At 57.8% G+C, this 16666-nt stretch carries 17 protein-coding genes; 7 read left to right on the top strand and 10 right to left on the bottom strand.

Translation table 11 applies throughout. The features are described from left to right. Window positions 1-314 precede the first annotated feature (314 nt). Complete coding sequence (locus tag HDF08_RS01300) at window positions 315-1352, top strand: VWA domain-containing protein (protein ID WP_179636642.1); 1038 nt, start codon at window positions 315-317, stop codon at window positions 1350-1352. 331 nt (window positions 1353-1683) lie between these two features. Here HDF08_RS01300 and HDF08_RS01305 read toward each other — a convergent pair whose 3' ends face one another. Next, window positions 1684-1872, bottom strand: coding sequence for a hypothetical protein (locus HDF08_RS01305; RefSeq protein ID WP_179636643.1), 189 nt, complete (start codon window positions 1870-1872; stop codon window positions 1684-1686). A gap of 262 nt (window positions 1873-2134) precedes the next feature. Here HDF08_RS01305 and HDF08_RS01310 point away from each other — a divergent pair, with 262 nt between their 5' ends. After that, on the top strand, window positions 2135-3133 hold the full coding sequence (locus HDF08_RS01310) for an aldo/keto reductase (RefSeq protein WP_179636644.1): 999 nt from the start codon (window positions 2135-2137) through the stop codon (window positions 3131-3133). 134 nt (window positions 3134-3267) lie between these two features. Further along, window positions 3268-3969, top strand: a complete 702-nt coding sequence (locus tag HDF08_RS01315) for a 1-(5-phosphoribosyl)-5-[(5-phosphoribosylamino)methylideneamino]imidazole-4-carboxamide isomerase (protein WP_179636645.1) — start codon at window positions 3268-3270, stop codon at window positions 3967-3969. Window positions 3970-4129: 160 nt separating this feature from the next. On the opposite strand, the gene hisF is transcribed toward HDF08_RS01315, so the two are convergent. The 8 genes from hisF to hisI are packed head-to-tail and all read right to left on the bottom strand — an operon-like array spanning window position 4130 to window position 10121. Further along, window positions 4130-4903, bottom strand: coding sequence for an imidazole glycerol phosphate synthase subunit HisF (gene hisF / locus HDF08_RS01320; RefSeq protein ID WP_179636646.1), 774 nt, complete (start codon window positions 4901-4903; stop codon window positions 4130-4132). A gap of 3 nt (window positions 4904-4906) precedes the next feature. Beyond that, window positions 4907-5188 carry a biotin/lipoyl-containing protein gene (locus HDF08_RS01325; RefSeq protein WP_179636647.1) on the bottom strand — a complete coding sequence of 94 codons (282 nt, stop codon included), beginning with the start codon at window positions 5186-5188 and terminating at the stop codon, window positions 4907-4909. Between the two features lie 3 nt (window positions 5189-5191). Next, the gene (gene hisH / locus HDF08_RS01330) at window positions 5192-5803 is read right to left on the bottom strand and encodes an imidazole glycerol phosphate synthase subunit HisH (protein WP_179636648.1); all 612 of its coding nucleotides are present in this window, start codon (window positions 5801-5803) and stop codon (window positions 5192-5194) included. Window positions 5804-5845: 42 nt separating this feature from the next. Next, window positions 5846-6445: an imidazoleglycerol-phosphate dehydratase HisB gene (hisB, locus tag HDF08_RS01335; protein ID WP_179636649.1), complete on the bottom strand. Its 600-nt coding sequence runs from the start codon at window positions 6443-6445 to the stop codon at window positions 5846-5848. Beyond that, window positions 6445-7602, bottom strand: a complete 1158-nt coding sequence (gene hisC, locus HDF08_RS01340; RefSeq protein ID WP_179636650.1) for a histidinol-phosphate transaminase — start codon at window positions 7600-7602, stop codon at window positions 6445-6447. The genes hisB and hisC overlap by 1 nt, the downstream gene beginning before the upstream one ends. Beyond that, on the bottom strand, window positions 7599-8858 hold the full coding sequence (hisD, locus tag HDF08_RS01345) for a histidinol dehydrogenase (protein ID WP_179636651.1): 1260 nt from the start codon (window positions 8856-8858) through the stop codon (window positions 7599-7601). Before hisD ends, hisC begins: the two co-directional genes overlap by 4 nt. Before the next feature lie 46 nt (window positions 8859-8904). Next, window positions 8905-9786, bottom strand: coding sequence for an ATP phosphoribosyltransferase (hisG, locus tag HDF08_RS01350; protein ID WP_179636652.1), 882 nt, complete (start codon window positions 9784-9786; stop codon window positions 8905-8907). Further along, on the bottom strand, window positions 9783-10121 hold the full coding sequence (gene hisI, locus HDF08_RS01355) for a phosphoribosyl-AMP cyclohydrolase (protein ID WP_179638717.1): 339 nt from the start codon (window positions 10119-10121) through the stop codon (window positions 9783-9785). The genes hisG and hisI overlap by 4 nt, the downstream gene beginning before the upstream one ends. Before the next feature lie 364 nt (window positions 10122-10485). Here hisI and HDF08_RS01360 point away from each other — a divergent pair, with 364 nt between their 5' ends. The 4 genes from HDF08_RS01360 to HDF08_RS01375 all read left to right on the top strand — a co-directional run bounded on the left by HDF08_RS01360 (window position 10486) and on the right by HDF08_RS01375 (window position 14983). Then, a complete protein-coding gene (locus HDF08_RS01360) occupies window positions 10486-10794 on the top strand; it encodes a ComEA family DNA-binding protein (RefSeq protein WP_179636653.1) in 309 nt (102 codons plus the stop codon). Between the two features lie 251 nt (window positions 10795-11045). Beyond that, window positions 11046-13520 carry a PP2C family protein-serine/threonine phosphatase gene (locus HDF08_RS01365; RefSeq protein ID WP_179636654.1) on the top strand — a complete coding sequence of 825 codons (2475 nt, stop codon included), beginning with the start codon at window positions 11046-11048 and terminating at the stop codon, window positions 13518-13520. A 181-nt stretch (window positions 13521-13701) separates the two neighbouring features. After that, window positions 13702-14454 carry a DUF4397 domain-containing protein gene (locus HDF08_RS01370; protein WP_257030823.1) on the top strand — a complete coding sequence of 251 codons (753 nt, stop codon included), beginning with the start codon at window positions 13702-13704 and terminating at the stop codon, window positions 14452-14454. Window positions 14455-14644: 190 nt separating this feature from the next. Next, window positions 14645-14983 carry a hypothetical protein gene (locus HDF08_RS01375; protein WP_179636655.1) on the top strand — a complete coding sequence of 113 codons (339 nt, stop codon included), beginning with the start codon at window positions 14645-14647 and terminating at the stop codon, window positions 14981-14983. Window positions 14984-15102: 119 nt separating this feature from the next. On the opposite strand, the gene ahcY is transcribed toward HDF08_RS01375, so the two are convergent. After that, window positions 15103-16551, bottom strand: coding sequence for an adenosylhomocysteinase (gene ahcY, locus HDF08_RS01380; protein ID WP_179636656.1), 1449 nt, complete (start codon window positions 16549-16551; stop codon window positions 15103-15105). Between the last annotated feature and the right edge of the window lie 115 nt (window positions 16552-16666).

Raw genomic sequence — 16666 nt, forward strand, 5'->3', positions numbered from 1 at the left:
ACCGCCATGCCTTTGGACGCCTCATCCCCTCACAACGTTGCGCCCAGGTCGCCATCCCTCCCCAAACGCCTAAAGAAGCATCATCTTGACTGAAGCGATTGCTTTGACCGAACTGATTGCTTGTCAAAACGACCACGAACAAAGCTGGTCATTCTGAGCGCAGCGAAGAACCCCCGCATTTTTTTTTGGCAGTTGCTTGTTCTCAGCCGTCGCCGTTCCTAAAATCACTACAAATCCGTATCATCCGTGCCAATCCGCGGTCAGCTTCTGCACATTTTCCTCAAACTCACCCCAACTTCGTCGTCTAATACGGTATGCGCCCCCTCAGCCTCGCCGCCGTCGCCCTCGCTCTCAGTCTCACCCCCGCCCTCCACGCGCAGGAGGCACCCTCCCCCGGCGGCCCACCCCCCGCCAGCGACGCCGCCGCCCAGCCCGTCGACATCGGCGACACCCAGACCCTTAAAGTCAACGTCAACCTCGTCAACGTCTACTTCTCCGTCCGCGACAAGAGCGGCTTCATCACCAACCTCCACAAAGACGACTGCAGCATCTACGAGGACAAGGGCCTCCAGAAGACCAAGAACTTCACCCAGGAAAAAAACCTCCCCCTCACCATCGGCATCCTGCTCGATACCAGCGGCAGCCAGAAGAACGTACTCCCCCTCGAACAGCAGTCCGGAGCCGAGTTCCTCAAAGATGTCCTCACCCCCAAGGACGAAGCCTTCCTCATCTCCTTCGACATTAACGTCAACCTCCTCTCCGACTACACCAACAGTCCCCGCGAGATCAAACACTCGATCGACTCCGCCGAGATCAACACTGGCGCCGGCACCGGCTCGGTTACAGGCAACGGCACCGCCCGCGGAACGTTGCTCTTCGATGCGGTCTACCTAGCCGCCCACGACAAGCTCCGCCAGGAGGCCGGCCGCAAGATCCTCGTCCTCCTCACCGACGGAGGCGACCAGGGCTCGCAGGAGACTCTAAAGACCGCCACCGAGGCCGCACAAAAAGCCAACGCCATCGTCTACGTCATCCTCATCGCCGACCGCGGCTTCTACGGCGGAGGCTTCGGCATCAACCTCGGCGACACCGGCGCTCGCGACATGGAGAAGATGGCGACCGACACCGGAGGCCGCGTCATCAACGTAGGCAACAACGGCAAGAAGCTCGAAGAGGCCTTCGACCAGATTCAGGACGAGCTTCGCACCCAGTACCTCGCCAGCTTCACCCCCACCAACACCAAGATCGACGGCACCTTCCGCACCCTCAACATAACCTGCCAGCCCGGCCAAAAGATTCAGGCCCGCAAAGGCTACTACGCCATAGCCGACGCCCTCGGCAAAGACGACTAAGTTCCCGGCCCATCTTTGTTCTTGTGTCCTTGCCGTTGCTGCTCCCTTGGTTGTCCTTTTTGTTTGTCATCTTGTTTGTCATCCCGCAGGGATCTGCTTTTTGCCCTCCGCGTTCTACTGAACGCTCCTACCCCTCACCACCACCGTCATCCTGAGCGAAGTGGCTCACGGCACCGTGTGAGCCACGCAGTCGAAGGATCCCCGTATTTCGTCGTTGCCGTTGTTGTTGTCTGTCCTTTTGGTTGTCATCCCCGAAGGGGATCTGCGTTTGTCGCTGAACTTGGACGAAGCCGGACCAGTTTCACATCGGTCGCGCTGTGGGTGAACCGCTTTAGATCAACGCCAGACCGAAGCCGAAGACGGCGACCCAGACGACCCCGCCGCCCAGCTCAACCGCCAACTCAAACGCATCCGCAACGGAGAGCACGTAGACGTACTTCGGGTGCCCCTCAAACCCGAAACTAATTTGCGCTGCTTTTTTTCGCGATTTTCCGCCCAAAAATCGCATGTCAAGCCCCATAACCACGCAACTCCTTACAAATCAATGACATTCGCATGGCATTTTGTTAGCTCCCAACCGCTATACTGAATACAGAGAGAAAGAGCAGAAGGCAAAGCGCGACAGCCAACTCCTAACTTATTGACAACAAGTATTTTGTGCATAACCGTTTTGTATTGAATACTTTGCAGACCCCACCCCTCTGTAAATCATTGAATACAAGTATTTTCCGCCCAAAATACCCCACAGGGGAGGGGGGTACCCCCCGAACCAAGGAGCCAATGTGGACTACGTAAATCTAGGAAAGACCGGCCTCAAAGTCTCCCGCATCACCCTCGGTTGCATGTCCTACGGAGTTCCTCCCGCCGGACCGTTGCGCCCCGGCAGCCACGCCTGGGCCCTCAATGAAGCCGAAAGCCAGCCCTTCTTCAAGCAGGCCCTCGACCTCGGCATCAACTTCTTCGACACCGCCAACATCTACACCGTAGGCTCCTCCGAAGAGCTCCTCGGCCGCTTCCTCAAGGCCAACACCAAACGCGAAGACACCGTCATCGCCACCAAGCTCTTCAACGCCATGCGCGACGACCCCAACGCGAAGGGTCTCTCCCGCAAGCAGATCTTCTACGAGCTCGACCAGAGCCTCCAGCGCCTCGGCACCGACTACGTCGACCTCTACCAGATCCACCGCTGGGACTACGACACCCCCATCGAAGAGACCATGGAAGCCCTCCACGATTGCGTCAAGTCCGGCAAGGTCCGCTACATCGGAGCCTCCTCCATGTACTCCTGGCAGTTCGCCAAGGCCCTCTACATCGCCGACCTCCACGGCTGGACCCGCTTTGTCTCCATGCAGAACCACTACAACCTGCTCTACCGCGAAGAGGAGCGCGAGATGATGAGCCTCTGCCAGGCCGAAGGCATCGGCGTCATCCCCTGGAGCCCGCTGGCACGAGGCCGTCTAGCCCGAGCCTGGAACGCCGAGACCACTAAACGGAACGACACCGACCAGTTCGCCAAAGCCATCTACACCCCAACCGAAGAAGCCGACAAAAAGGTGATCGACCGCCTGGGAGAACTCGCCGAGAAACGAGGCATCTCCCGCGCCACCCTGGCCCTCGCCTGGATGCTCAGCAAGCCCTACATCACCTCGCCCATCGTAGGAGCCACCAAGCCGAACCACCTCACTGACGCCGCAGCCGCCCTCGAAGTCAAACTCACGCCGGAAGAGATTACCTCCCTCGAAGAACCCTACATCCCCCACCCAGTCGTAGGCTTCAGTTAGTCATGAAACTCCCGACCAACGGGAGGGGTACACACGTCACGAAGTGACCGCCCCACGCGCAGTGGGCCCGTCCGGCAGGACATAGTAGTACGCCCGTCCGGGCAGAACATGTAGAGAAAAAGAAAGAAGAAAGAATGCTGATACCTTCAATCGACCTCATGGGCGGCCGCATCGTCCAGCTAGTCCAAGGCGAAAAGCTCAAACTAGCCTTCGACGACTTCGAGTACTGGATCGAGCGCTTCCGAAAGTACCCTCTGGTCCAACTCATCGACCTAGACGCCGCCATGCGTCTGGGCAACAACCGCGCCCTAATCGAGATGATCGCCAAGCGCCTGCCCTGTCAGGTAGGAGGCGGCCTCAAAACCGCCGAAGACGGCAAGCTCCTCCTCGAAGCCGGAGCCAAACGAGTCATCTACGGCTCCAGCCTCTTCCGCCCGGCTGAACCCGACCACATCCGCCGCCACAAGCTCATCTATCTCGAGTTTGCCGAAGGCCTCAAGTCCGCCCTCGGCGAAGAAGCCCTTGTCTTCAGCGTAGACACCAAGGCCGGAAGAGTCGCCGTCAAAGGCTGGAAAGACTCGGTAGACCTCACCCCCGAAGAAGCCATCACCTGGCTCGAAGACTACTGCGCCGCCTTTCTCTACACCCACGTAGACACCGAAGGCACCATGCAGGGCTTCCCCCTGGACGTAGCCGCGATCCTCAGAGCGTGCACCGCCAAACAGTTAATCGTAGCCGGAGGCATCAAAGAACAGAGCGAAATCGAAGCCTTAGACGCCATGGGAGTAGACGCAGTAGCCGGAATGGCCGTCTACTCCGGCGCGATGGAAGCATAGCAATCATCATCCGACCAACGGGAGGACCAAGCGACCACCCGGGCAACGCAAGGTACACATCCCACGAAGTGGGCGCCGAATCGGGGTCCCCACAAACAGGTCTTCGTTTGTGGGGTGACTGAGCGTAGTGGGCCGTCCGGCAGGACAGAAGAGGTATTCCCTAGCAAGGGAGCCGAACCGGAGCCCCAGCCCGCTGCAACTCCGCCTTCAACTCCCGCGAATCGGTCACCCCGAAATGAAAGATACTAGCGGCAAGCGCCGCATCTGCCCGCCCTCGCCCGAACACCTCAACAAAGTGCCCCGCAGTCCCCGCCCCACCACTCGCAATCACCGGAATCTGCACCGCCCCACTCACCATCGCGGTCAACTCACAATCGAACCCACCCCGCATCCCATCGGTATTCATCGAAGTTAGCAAAATCTCCCCCGCACCCCGCGACTCAGCCTCACGAACCCAATCCAAGACCCGCCGCCCCGTCGCCTTCCGCCCGCCACTCACAAAAACTTCTGCCTGCTCAATGCCAGCGCCTTCGATGCGACGAGCGTCAACAGCCACAATCACCGCCTGCGCTCCAAAGCTCCCGCCAATCTCCCCAATCAACTCCGGCCGCGCGATAGCGCTGGAATTGATACTCACCTTGTCCGCACCCGCATCGAACACCGCCGCAGCATCCTCCGCACTTCGAATCCCGCCACCGACCGTAAACGGCACAAACAGCGCCGCAGCCGTCCGCTTTACCGTATCGAGCAGTGTCCCTCGCCCCTCATGCGTCGCCGTAATATCCAGCAGCACAATCTCATCCGCTCCCGCCGCAGCATGACGATGCGCCAGCTCCGCTGGGTCCCCCGCATCGACGATGTCCACAAACTGCACACCCTTCACTACGCGTCCGTCGCGCACATCGAGACAAGCAATAATCCGCTTCGTCAGCATCGTCTATCCCAACCTCATCGGCGCAGCCGCTGGCACCGCCACCAACTCGCCCTCACAAACGATCCTGGCCAATGAGTCCCCATTCTCGATCACCGCACCATGCTCCACAAACCACTCCACCAGCAAACCCTGCCGCGGCGCGGGCACATGGAACTCCATACCCCCATCCGTCAGAGTACAAACCGCCTGTCCCGTCCCGACAAGCGATCCCGCCGGCACCAGCTGCTGCACAAACGTATAAGAAGGTTCTTCCGCCGCAATCTTCAACTCATACAAAAAAGGCATAATTCACAACTCCACAAAGTTCTTCAAAACCTGTAATCCCACTGCGCTAGACTTCTCGGGATGAAACTGCACGCCCATCACATTGTCTTTTTCGACCACCGCCGTAAACGTCCCGCCATATTCTGTAACTGCAGCAGTTGCATGAATCACTGGAGCACGCCACGAGTGAGTGTAGTAAACAAAACCACCACGCTCAACCCCGCGCAGCAATCTTGAACCAGCGCTCAACCTCTCCAGCGAGTTCCACCCAACATGCGGCGACTTCAACTCAACACCCTCAAACTGAGGAGGGAACCGCTCACACATCCCCGCAAAGTGTCCCAACCCAGCCGCCCCCGGAGCCTCGGTTGATCCCTCAAACAGCCACTGCAACCCAACACATATCCCCAGGAACCACGCACCTTTAGCAATCCTGTCCCGCACCGCGTCTTTCAATCCAAGTTCGCGCAACAGGGAAGTAGCCTGAAAGTGTCCGACCCCTGGCAGTATCACCTTTGCCGCTCCGCGCACCACTGCAGGATCCTGAGTCACCACCATGTCGCGCGCGCCAAGGTAGTTCAGCGTCTTCACCACGCTGGCCAGGTTTCCCGCTTTGTAATCGATAATCGCAATCATGACAGAGCCTTACTTGCCCATTTCTCATGGGTAAACACAAAATCAAAGCAGTCCCTTGGTACTCGGTAACATCTCTCTCATCCGCTCATCTCGCGAACAAGCTCCGCGCAACGCCCGTGCGAACGCTTTAAAGATCGCCTCGATCTTGTGATGATTGCTGCGTCCATACATCGTCTTCACATGAACGTTTGCCTTCGCCCCACGAGCGAATCCATCAAAGAAATCGGCCAGCAACTCGCTCTGGAAATCTCCGACTAAACGAACTTTCACTTTATCGTCGACAACATAAGCAACTCGTCCACTAAGATCCACCGCCGCGACAGCTAGCGTCTCATCCATAGCCATCACAAAGTATCCGGCGCGCATGATGCCTTTCTTATCGCCCAGTGCTTTGCCAAAAGCCTCCCCCAAAGCAATCCCCACATCTTCCACGGTATGATGCTGGTCGACATCGAGATCGCCGGTGCACTTTAGCGTCAGGTCGAACCCCCCATGGCGTGTAAATAACTCCAGCATGTGGTCAAAAAAACGAATCCCTGTCGACACCTTGTACACGCCCTGTCCATCGACGACGAGCTCCAACGCAATCTGCGTCTCGTTCGTATCTCGTTTTACCGTCGCCGTCCGAATGCGCTCCGCCATCACTCAAACTCCCTATCTTCACTGCCGACTTGCTGACTCGCCGACTCGCTCGCCTGCTCCTTCTTCCATCCAATCTCCCGCAGCGAGGCCTTCAGCGCCGCCAGTCCAAGCGTTACGTGGTCTTCGACCCCGATAGTGATACGCACAAAACCCACACATCCAGGATCAGTAGATCGATCGCGCAATAGAACACCGTGCCTTCTCATCGTGTCCACCAGCACCGCATGCCTTGGCCCAATATTCATCAAGACAAAGTTCGCATGACTGGGAAAGAAGGGAACCCCCAGCTCTCGCAGCCCTTCCATCATGCGCTCTCGGCCAGCACGAACCTGCTCGGTATACCAGGAAAGGTATCCCTCGTCGGCAATCGCAGCTGGCAGACAAGCCAGCGCTACTCCATTCACGTTGTACGGAGAAGACACCTTCCGCACACTCTTCAGAAGCTCTGCATTCCCAGCCAACATGCCAACGCGCAGATTCGCAAGTCCATAAGCCTTTGAAAACGTCCTGGCCACGATCAGATTCGGCACCGTCGCCAGATCTTCCATCGTCGATTCGCCGTGAAAGTGATAGTAAGCCTCATCAACCATCACTACAGCCTGAGGCGCCGCAGCGGCGATCGCCAGTAGGTTCTCCCTGCTCACTGCAGCACCCGTCGGGTTGTTCGGAGAAGCAATGATGATCAGCTTTGTCTTCTCCGTAATCGCAGACATGAAGCGTTCGAATGGAAACTCCATCGTCGCATCCGCCTGTACCTTTCGCAGGTGAGGCGTCATCATTTTGACGCTCACGTCATACATAAAAAACGTTGGAGTGGCAATCAGCGCTTCGTCATCCGCCTCGAGAAACGCCACACACATCAGGTGAATCGCTTCATCGACGCCGTTCGTCAGCAGCACCTGTTCTGTCTTCAATCCGAAGTGCGTTGCGACAATTCTCTCCACCGGTTCCCTTTCGGGATACTTCGTCAGTCCCTCCGCCGTCAGCGCCAACAACGTCTCCATCACACGCGGCGAGGGAGCGAATGTGTTCTCGTTAAAGTCCAGGCGTAAAGCATCCCGTCCAGCGAGCGGCGGGTAATACTCCGGCATCTCTAATACTGCTTTACGCGGCTGCACAATATTTTTACCTGTAACCATATCGGTAACAAGACTCATCTCATCCTCACCAGCACGCTCTCTGCATGCCCTTTCAGTCCCTCAGCTTCAGCTAGCGTAACTGCATGGGGTCCCATCTTCTTTAACCCCGCTTTCGTGTACTGCTGAACCGTAATCACTTTTACAAGATCCATCACGCTCAAGCCTCCCCGGATTCGTCCGTAGCGTCCTGTAGGTAACACATGATTAGGGCCAGAGACATAATCTCCCATCGATTGCGGCGTGTACTCGCCAACAAAGATGGACCCAGCGTTGCGAACCCACTTCAGATCAGTCTCCGAGTCAACACTCAGATGTTCCGGTGCGAGCCGATTTGTCAGCTCTTGCGCATCGCGAACCGAAGATGTTACAAATATGCATCCCCGCGCCGCCAAGGACTGCCTTGCGATGGAATTGCTGCGCGCTCGCAGCTTCACCTCAGCTGCAACGCTTTTGGCCAAAGCTTCTTTACTCGTAATCAAAACCGCCAGCGTCTCCGGGTCGTGCTCTGCCTGAGCAACCAGATCTGCCGCGATCCCCTCTGCGTCCCCAGATTCACTCGTCACTACAATTTCCGTTGGGCCCGCCGGCATATCGATCCCGCACTCATCCGAAACCAACACCTTCGCCGCCGTCACATACAGATTTCCCGGACCAACGATCTTGTCGACTCGCTCAATCGTAGCCGTGCCATACGCCATCGCCGCAATCGCCTGCGCCCCGCCAACTCGATAAAGTTCCGTCACCCCAGCCAACCAAGCCGCAGCCATCGTCTCTTTTGCAGGCTTCGGCGAGCACACCACAATCCGTTCCACCCCTGCGACCTGCGAGGGGATCACCGTCATTAACAACGTTGAAGGCAGCGGATAGCGTCCTCCCGGCACATAGCAGCCAACGCTGCCCAGTGGCCGCACAATCTGTCCCGTCCTGACTCCATCTACTGGAGAGATCGTCCACTCCCGGGGCAACTGCGCCTCGGCGAACGCCAGAATATTTCCCCGCGCCACCATCATCGCCGCTTGCAGCGCTGGCGCAGTCGAATCCCATGCAGCCTTCATCTCATCACGAGACACCAGCAGCGACTGACCCTTTGCAAGCCCATCAAACTCCGCAGCGTACTTCAGTAAAGCTCGATCGCCCCCCCTACGCACCGCTGCGAGAATGCGTCGCACCACCGGCTCCACGCGCGCCGTGTTCATCGCGCCTCGCCGCTCCAGCGACTCAATCAACGCATCCGCCGCTGCTTTGCCACGGCCAAAGGTCTTTACCATCTTCATCCCGCAACTCCAGAGACAAATCACTACCGAATCCAGAAACGATCTTCTACAACACAACCTTACTCAGCGGATACTCAACAATTCCAGTAGCTCCCGCAGCCTTCAGCTTCGGAATCACCTCGCGAACCAACGCTTCATCCAAAATCGTATTCAGCGCAACCCACTCCTGATCGCTCAGCTGCGACACAGTCGGCGAATTCAACGCAGGTAATTCACCTACGATCTTCTCCAGATCAGCCTTTCGCGCATTCAGCATCAAACCGACCCGTCCCTGCGCAGCAATCGCTGCATTCAGCATCAGCGAGATATTCTCAATCTTCTCCCGCTTCCACGCATCTTTGTACGCCGTCTTATTAGCAATCAACTGCGTCTCGCTCTCCATCAGCGTCTCGATAATCCTCAGCCGGTTCGCCCGCAGCGACGAACCCGTCTCTGTCACCTCCACAATTGCATCCGCTAGCGTAGGAGGCTTCACTTCCGTCGCCCCCCAGCTAAACTCCACCGTCACCGGTATCTTCTTTCCGGCAAAGTACCGCTTCGTAAACTCAACCAGCTCCGTAGCAATAATCTTGCCCGCCAGATCCTCCGGCTTCTGGAACGGCGAATCCTCTGGCACCGCCAGCACCCACTTCACCTTCTGCCGGCTTTGCTTCGAGTACGTCAGACTCGTGACATACTTCACGTCGGTCTCATTCTCAAGCACCCAGTCGTTGCCCGTCAGTCCAGCATCGAGCGCCCCATGCTCCACGTACCGCGCCATCTCCTGTGCCCGCACCAGCATGCACTCAATCTCCGCGTCGTCGATAGAAGGGAAGTAGCTCCTCCCGTTCGCGAAGATCCGCCAACCAGCCCGCTCAAACAGGGCAATCGTCGCATCCTGCAAACTGCCCTTCGGAACTCCCAGCTTCAGTCGCTTCGTCTCGCTCACTTCGCCTCCATTGCAATATTCTTCGTAAAGCAGCTCACCGTACCCTCGTGACAAACCAGCCCATCCCCTTCCACTTGCACCTTGAATAGCAGCGCATCGTTGTCACAGTCGGTCGAGGCTTCAATCACCCGCAGCCGATTGCCGCTCGTCTCGCCCTTCATCCAAAGCTTCTGCCGAGTCCGGCTCCAGAATGTGACAAACCCGCTCTCAAGCGTCTTCACGTAGCTCATCTCATTCAAAAAACCGAGCATTAGCATCTCCCCGGTCTTCGCATCCTGAACAATCCCCGGAACCAGCCCATCCATCTTTGCAAAATCTATCGTCACGGTATCGATCCTTTCTGTCTTCCTTGATGCATTCCCTGGCCGCGCCACGCAACAAAAAAGCCCGCTCGCGGTATGCGCGTCAGCGGGCCTTTCGAAATCCTTAGTAAGCGTTCGTTACTTCGCCACTCCGGACATAGCCGCCAACACGCTCTCTGCGTGATGATGCGAATGGCCGTGATGGAGGTGCAACCTGCTCATCTCCCATTCAGGGTAGCGTTCAAGCCCAGAGAAGTCAAACCTTGGAGAAGTCAAACCGCACCAGCCCGACCGTAGCTTTAAAGTCAGCAGTCCCGAAACTTGTCCGTTGACGCAGCCCGTACACTCTCGTACTCTTCCGCTGTAAAGCATTCAGCCCAAAGTAGGAGATTCCAAGATGCTCAATCTGCGCCACAAACTTCTCGCCGCAGCACTATTGCTCTCCGTCGCCCCGATTTTCTCGGTCGCCCAGGGATCCAAAGCAGGCACACCCGCCGCAGCCGCAGCCACGGCACCGCTGGACATCAACACCGCCACCGCCGACCAACTCAAGGCCTTCCCGGGTATTGGCGATGCCTACTCCAAGCGCATCATCGACGGCCGCCCCTACACCGCAAAGAATCAGCTCGTCACCAAGGGCGTCCTCCCGCAGGCCACCTACAACAAGATCAAGGACCAGATCATCGCCAGCCACCCCAAGAAATAGGCGCACGTAGAACGCTACACGGACGGGCATCCAGGCAAGGATGCCTGTCTCTTTTAACCCTCTTCAACCCTTGACATCGCTGCTACCATCTCTCCAACTGGCCTATGCCCCAGAGATCCGCACGCCTCCAATACTTCTTTCTCGCCCTGGTAGCCGCGTTCGCGCTCCTTCATGCCTACGGTGCTGGAATTCGCGATTTCGACGTCCTGGTACATGGCCAGTCCATTGTGCAAGCCCCATTCGAAAGTGGCATGCGTTTGGCCACAACGACCAACCTCCGCGAAGAGGCTCTTGCCGCCGGCCTCAAACCCTTCGATACCGTGCTCACAATCAACGGCCAGCCGTACACCAGCCGCAGTATGCTTCTCGGTCAAATTCGTAGCACTTCGCCGGGCGACACAATGTCCATTACCTATCGCCGCGGCGCCGACGCAGCAATCAGATCGACGAGCATTCGGCTGGCTGCGGTCCAGTACAGGAAGCGGTCGCCCCTCGAAAACGCAATCAACGTGGTGGTCCCCGTACTGCCCTTCTTCTGTCTTCTCCTGGGTATGTGGGTGGTCTTTGCTCGTCCGAGAAATCTAAACGCTTGGCTGATTCTGGGCGTTCTCGGCTACTTCAACGCTCTCATCATCAACCCGACCCTGATCACCGGACCCTATCTTCTGGTCGTCGCTTTGATCTGGAACATCGTGGCTCAATCTGCCATGCCAATCTGCCTCATGTTCTTCGGGGTCTACTTTCCCGAGCGTTCACAACTCGATATCAAACTGCCCTGGGTCAAATGGTTCATAGCGATTCCGCTCATGCTCCTGACCTCCACGGATTTCATCGCCAACTACGGCGACATGTGGAGCTTTGCTTCGATCTCGTGGATAGCGCCTTATATCTTCGACATCAACATAGCTGAAAATATCCTCAGCGCCCTGGCAATCAGTTGGTTCTTCTTTAATCTGGGTCCAAAGATCGGGCAGGCTACCGGAGATGCCCGCCGCCGCCTCCGCATCCTCTACTTTGGGGCTTCTATCGGTCTCACGCCGTTCTTTCTCGTTCTCCTGTACTGCCTCTACAAACGAACCGACTTCGGTCAGGGCATACCTGAGTGGGTCAATATCGCTGTATTCTTCATTCTTCTTCTGTTCCCGCTCTCTCTTGCTTACGTTGTCGTCGTACAACGTGCAATGGACCTTCGCATCATCATCCGCCAGGGAACCCGCTACGCCTTCGCCCGCGAATCTCTCACGATGATAAGAGTTGCGCTTGCTATCTGGATGGCCTTCTCCCTCAACGACTTCTTCAGACACCCGGATCATCAGCGCAACGACATCATCCGCATCTTCCTCATCATCGGAGTCTTCTTCGCCTTCCGTTTTCTCCTCTCGAATCGCCTGCAAAAGATGATTGACCAGCGCTTCTTCCGCGAGGCCTACTCCACCGAGCAGCTCCTCTCCGAGCTCTCCGACGAAGCCCGCAACTTCACTGAAGTCACCCCGCTCCTCGAAACCATCACACGCCGCCTGGGCTCCACCCTCCACATCGACCGCATCGCCGTCTTCCTTCGCTCCGGTGATACCTATCATCTCGAGCTAGCCACCGGAATGCCCATGGTCGCCGGCGCAGCCCAGATCTTCTCACTCCCGGCGGCCTCAACCACCATCACCACACTCAGCCGCGCCAAAGCCCCCGCCAACGTCTATCGCGACGACCCCTCCAGCTGGCTCATCGACGCCACCGACGCCGAACGCAACGCCCTCAACGATCTCTCCACCGAACTTCTCGTCCCTCTGCCCGGCCGCACCCGTCTCGCCGGAGTCATCGCTCTCGGCCCCAAGAGTTCCCAGGAGCCGTACAGCAAAACCGACCGCCAGCTTCTCCAGACCATCGCCTCCCAAACCGGCCTCGCTCTTGAAAACGCCGAGCTATTTGAAAACCTCACCACAGAGGTCACTCATCGCGAACGCATCTCCCGCGAGCTCGAGATCGCCCGTGAGGTTCAGGAGCGCCTCTTTCCGCAGACTTGTCCCAAAGTCTCCGGCGTCGACCTCGCTGGCTTCTGTCGTCCAGCGCAGGTCGTCGGCGGCGACTACTACGACTTTTTTCTCCTTCCCTCAACCTCCGCAGACGAAGCTCCTCTCGCTCTCGCACTCGGCGACATCTCAGGCAAGGGCATCTCCGCCTCTCTTGTCATGGCTAGCCTCCGCGCCAGCCTTCGCAGCATCGCCGGCCTGCGGCAGGGTGATCTGGGTACTCTGATCTCCCGCGTCAACGACATGGTCTATGAGTCCTCCACCGCCAGCCGCTACGCCACCTTCTTCTACGCCGAATATGATCCCGTCAACCATCTCCTCACCTACGTCAACGCCGGACACAACCCGCCCTACGTCCTCCGTGGCGCCGAAACCATCGCTCTCGAAGCCACCGGAACGGTAGTAGGCCTTCTCGCTCACTCCGAATACTCCCAGGCCACCCTCCAACTACATCCCGGCGATGTTCTCCTCGCCTTCACCGACGGCATCTCCGAAGCCATGAACCACAGCGACGAAGAGTGGGGCGAAGACAACATGCTTGCCTCCGCCAGACACCTCCTCTCCCGCCCCGACTGCACCACAACCGCTGACCAACTCCTCACCTGCATCTTCGACGCCGCCGATAAGTTCACCGACGGAGCTCCTCAACACGACGACATGACTCTCCTCGTCTGCACCATCGGCCGCACCCACGCTTAGTCCGGCCGCAAAAAAGACGCCATCAATAAAAATCGATAAATCCTTCGTAATCCCACAGATGGGTCATAACCGCCCTTCACTCTGCCTTCGCCGGCGCGACGAAATCAAGTAGAGTGAAGGCAGGGCAGCCAAAGTTCAACCGACACAGCACCGATGTCCCCTGATGTCCTTCTGGATTTAAATGGTTCGACGATCTATGTTCAACATCACTTCACTCGTCCGTCCCATCACCCGTGTCGTTGGAGCCGCAGCGCTCTTGCTCGCACTTACCGGTTGCGGCGCCATCATCAGCAGTACCCCCGTGCCCCAGCTGCGCGTCGTCACGGCCTCACCCGACGCTCCTAGACTCGATATCTACCAGGGCCCCAACGCACTCGCTCACAATCTCGGCTTCGGCACCGTCACCTCCTACATTCCCCTTTCGCCCGGCAACGAAACAATCGCCGCCAACACCGCCGGAACCAGGCAGGTCCTCTCCGCATCCAAGGCGAACTTCGCGACCTCCGGCCAGTACACGGTTTTGATCGGCAGCACCGCCGCCAGCCTGCAGCAGCTCACCCTCACCGACCAGAGCCAGCCCGCACCCGCCGGCCAGATCGCACTCCGTTTCCTCAACCAGGCCACCCACTCCGGCCCCATCGACATCTACCTCGTCCCCGCCGGCCAGAGACTCGTCGCAGTCGCCCCCACCGTCGCCAACACTCTCTTCGGAGCCAACACCGGCTACCTCAACCTCCCGGCGGGCGCCTACTCCTTGGTCGCGATGCCCGCCGGAACCATTCCACCCACGCCGTCTCTCGCGATCTACAGCGGCCCTCAGGTCACCTATCCCTCAGGTGCCGCCCGCACCATCATCCTTATCGACCCGCAGCAGCCTTCCGCACCTGGCCTCCAGGTCATCACGGCCAGCGACTTTGATCCCGCCGCCAATTAGCCCCGGACCAGTACCGAACGACCCCCTATAAGCCTCGCGCATACCCTCAGAAAGCTCTAAAGTCGCGGCATTTAAAAAAAATATACTTCTCCGACTCACCACAACACCCGCAAAACCCCTGTGTCTATTCCCTCCGTAGGCGGCAGCAGCAAGATCGAAGCCGCCGCAGGAAGATCACAGGAGCGCCAATATGAGCTTTACCAAACTTGCCCTCATCGCCACTCTCACTCTCGCCCCCGCTGCCATATTCGCGCAGACTCCAACCCCCGGCCAGAACGACTACAACATCAACCAGCGCAAAGGCGACCAGCAGCAGCGCATCGGTCAGGGTGTTCAGAGCGGCCAACTCACTGCCGGCGAAACCTCGCACCTCGAGCATCAGGAAGCCGGCATCAACCGGGAAGAGCGCGGCATGCGCGCCCAGGACAACGGCCACCTCACCAAATCCGATCGCCAGACCCTCCACCACCAGCAGAATCAGGAGTCCCGCCGCATCTACCGCGACAAGCACAACAACAAGGCCCGCTAATACGGTGCAACTTCAACTGAAAACCTGAACACTGAATCAATCTGCCTAGTTCTCTCCATGCAGCAAAACAAAAGGGCCGCCGAGGAACTCCTCAGCGGCCCTTTGTTTCGTCTTGAAGTTTAGTACCGGTAGTGATCCGCCTTGTAAGGTCCTTCCACCGGAACGCTCAGGTAATCTGCCTGCTTCTTGGAGAGCGTCGTCAGCTTCACGCCGATCTTCTCCAGGTGCAGCCGTGCAACCTCTTCGTCCAGCTTCTTCGGCAAAATGTAGATTCCGATCTTGTACGTATCTTTGTTCTTCCACAGATCAAGCTGCGCTAGCGTCTGGTTCGCAAAGCTATTCGACATCACAAAGCTCGGATGCCCGGTCGCACAGCCCAGGTTCACCAGCCGTCCCTCAGCAAGAACGAAGATGCTGTTGCCGTTCTCGAACGTGTACTTGTCTACCTGCGGTTTGATGTTCAGCTTCTTCACGCCCTTCAGCGCATTCAGCGGCTCCATCTGAATCTCGTTGTCGAAGTGGCCGATGTTGCACACAATCGCCTGGTCCTTCATCAGCTTCATGTGTTCCACCGTGATAATGTCCACATTCCCCGTGCAGGTCACGTAGATATCGCCACGACCAAGAGTCTCCTCAATCGTCGTGACCTCGTAGCCCTCCATCGCAGCCTGCAGCGCATTGATCGGATCGATCTCCGTCACAATCACTCGCGCCCCCAGACCACGCAGCGAAGCCGCCGAGCCCTTGCCTACATCGCCATATCCGCAAACCACAGCGACCTTGCCCGCAACCATCACATCGGTCGCGCGCTTAATGCCATCCACCAGCGACTCGCGGCAGCCATACAGGTTATCGAACTTCGACTTTGTCACCGAATCATTGACGTTGATCGCAGGAACCAGCAGCGTGCCCTTCTCCAGCATCTTGTACAACCGGTGAACGCCCGTCGTCGTCTCTTCCGAAACGCCGCGCCACTCCTTCGCTACATCCTGCCAACGTGTCGGAGTCTCCGCATGCACCTTCTTCAACAGAGCTTTGATCACATCCTCTTCGGTCGAGCTCGAAGGCGAATCAATCCATTTATCGCCCTTCTCCATATCAACGCCCTTGTGGATCAGCAGCGTCACATCGCCGCCATCGTCGATCACAAGCTGCGGTCCGAGCAATCCGCCCTTACTGTCAGGAAACTTCAGCGACTCATTCGTGCACCACCAGAACTCCTCCAGTGTCTCGCCCTTCCAGGCAAACACCGCCACACCCGCCGCCGCAATCGCAGCCGCTGCATGGTCCTGGGTCGAGAAGATATTGCAGCTCGCCCAGCGAACCTTCGCGCCCAGGGCTACCATCGTCTCAATCAGCACAGCCGTCTGGATCGTCATATGCAGCGAGCCGGTCACGCGAACGCCAGCCAGCGGCTTTCCCGCGGCATACTTGTTGCGGATCGACATCAACCCGGGCATCTCCTGCTCGGCGATCTCAATCTCCTTCCGGCCAAAATCCGCCAGAGAAATGTCGGCTACCTTGTAATCCGCCCCTGCTGCTGCCTTATCGACTGTCGCTGTCGCCATGTCTAAAAACCTCAAAATGCTGAATTTTTACTTACTCCAGAATACCATCGCAGCTTTTCTCCCTCGTGAAATAGGCGCAGTAGCGATTTGCCCTATCGAACTCTTCCTGAGTCTT

It is taken from the genome of Tunturiibacter empetritectus, from assembly GCF_013410875.1.
Classification (GTDB): domain Bacteria; phylum Acidobacteriota; class Terriglobia; order Terriglobales; family Acidobacteriaceae; genus Edaphobacter; species Edaphobacter empetritectus.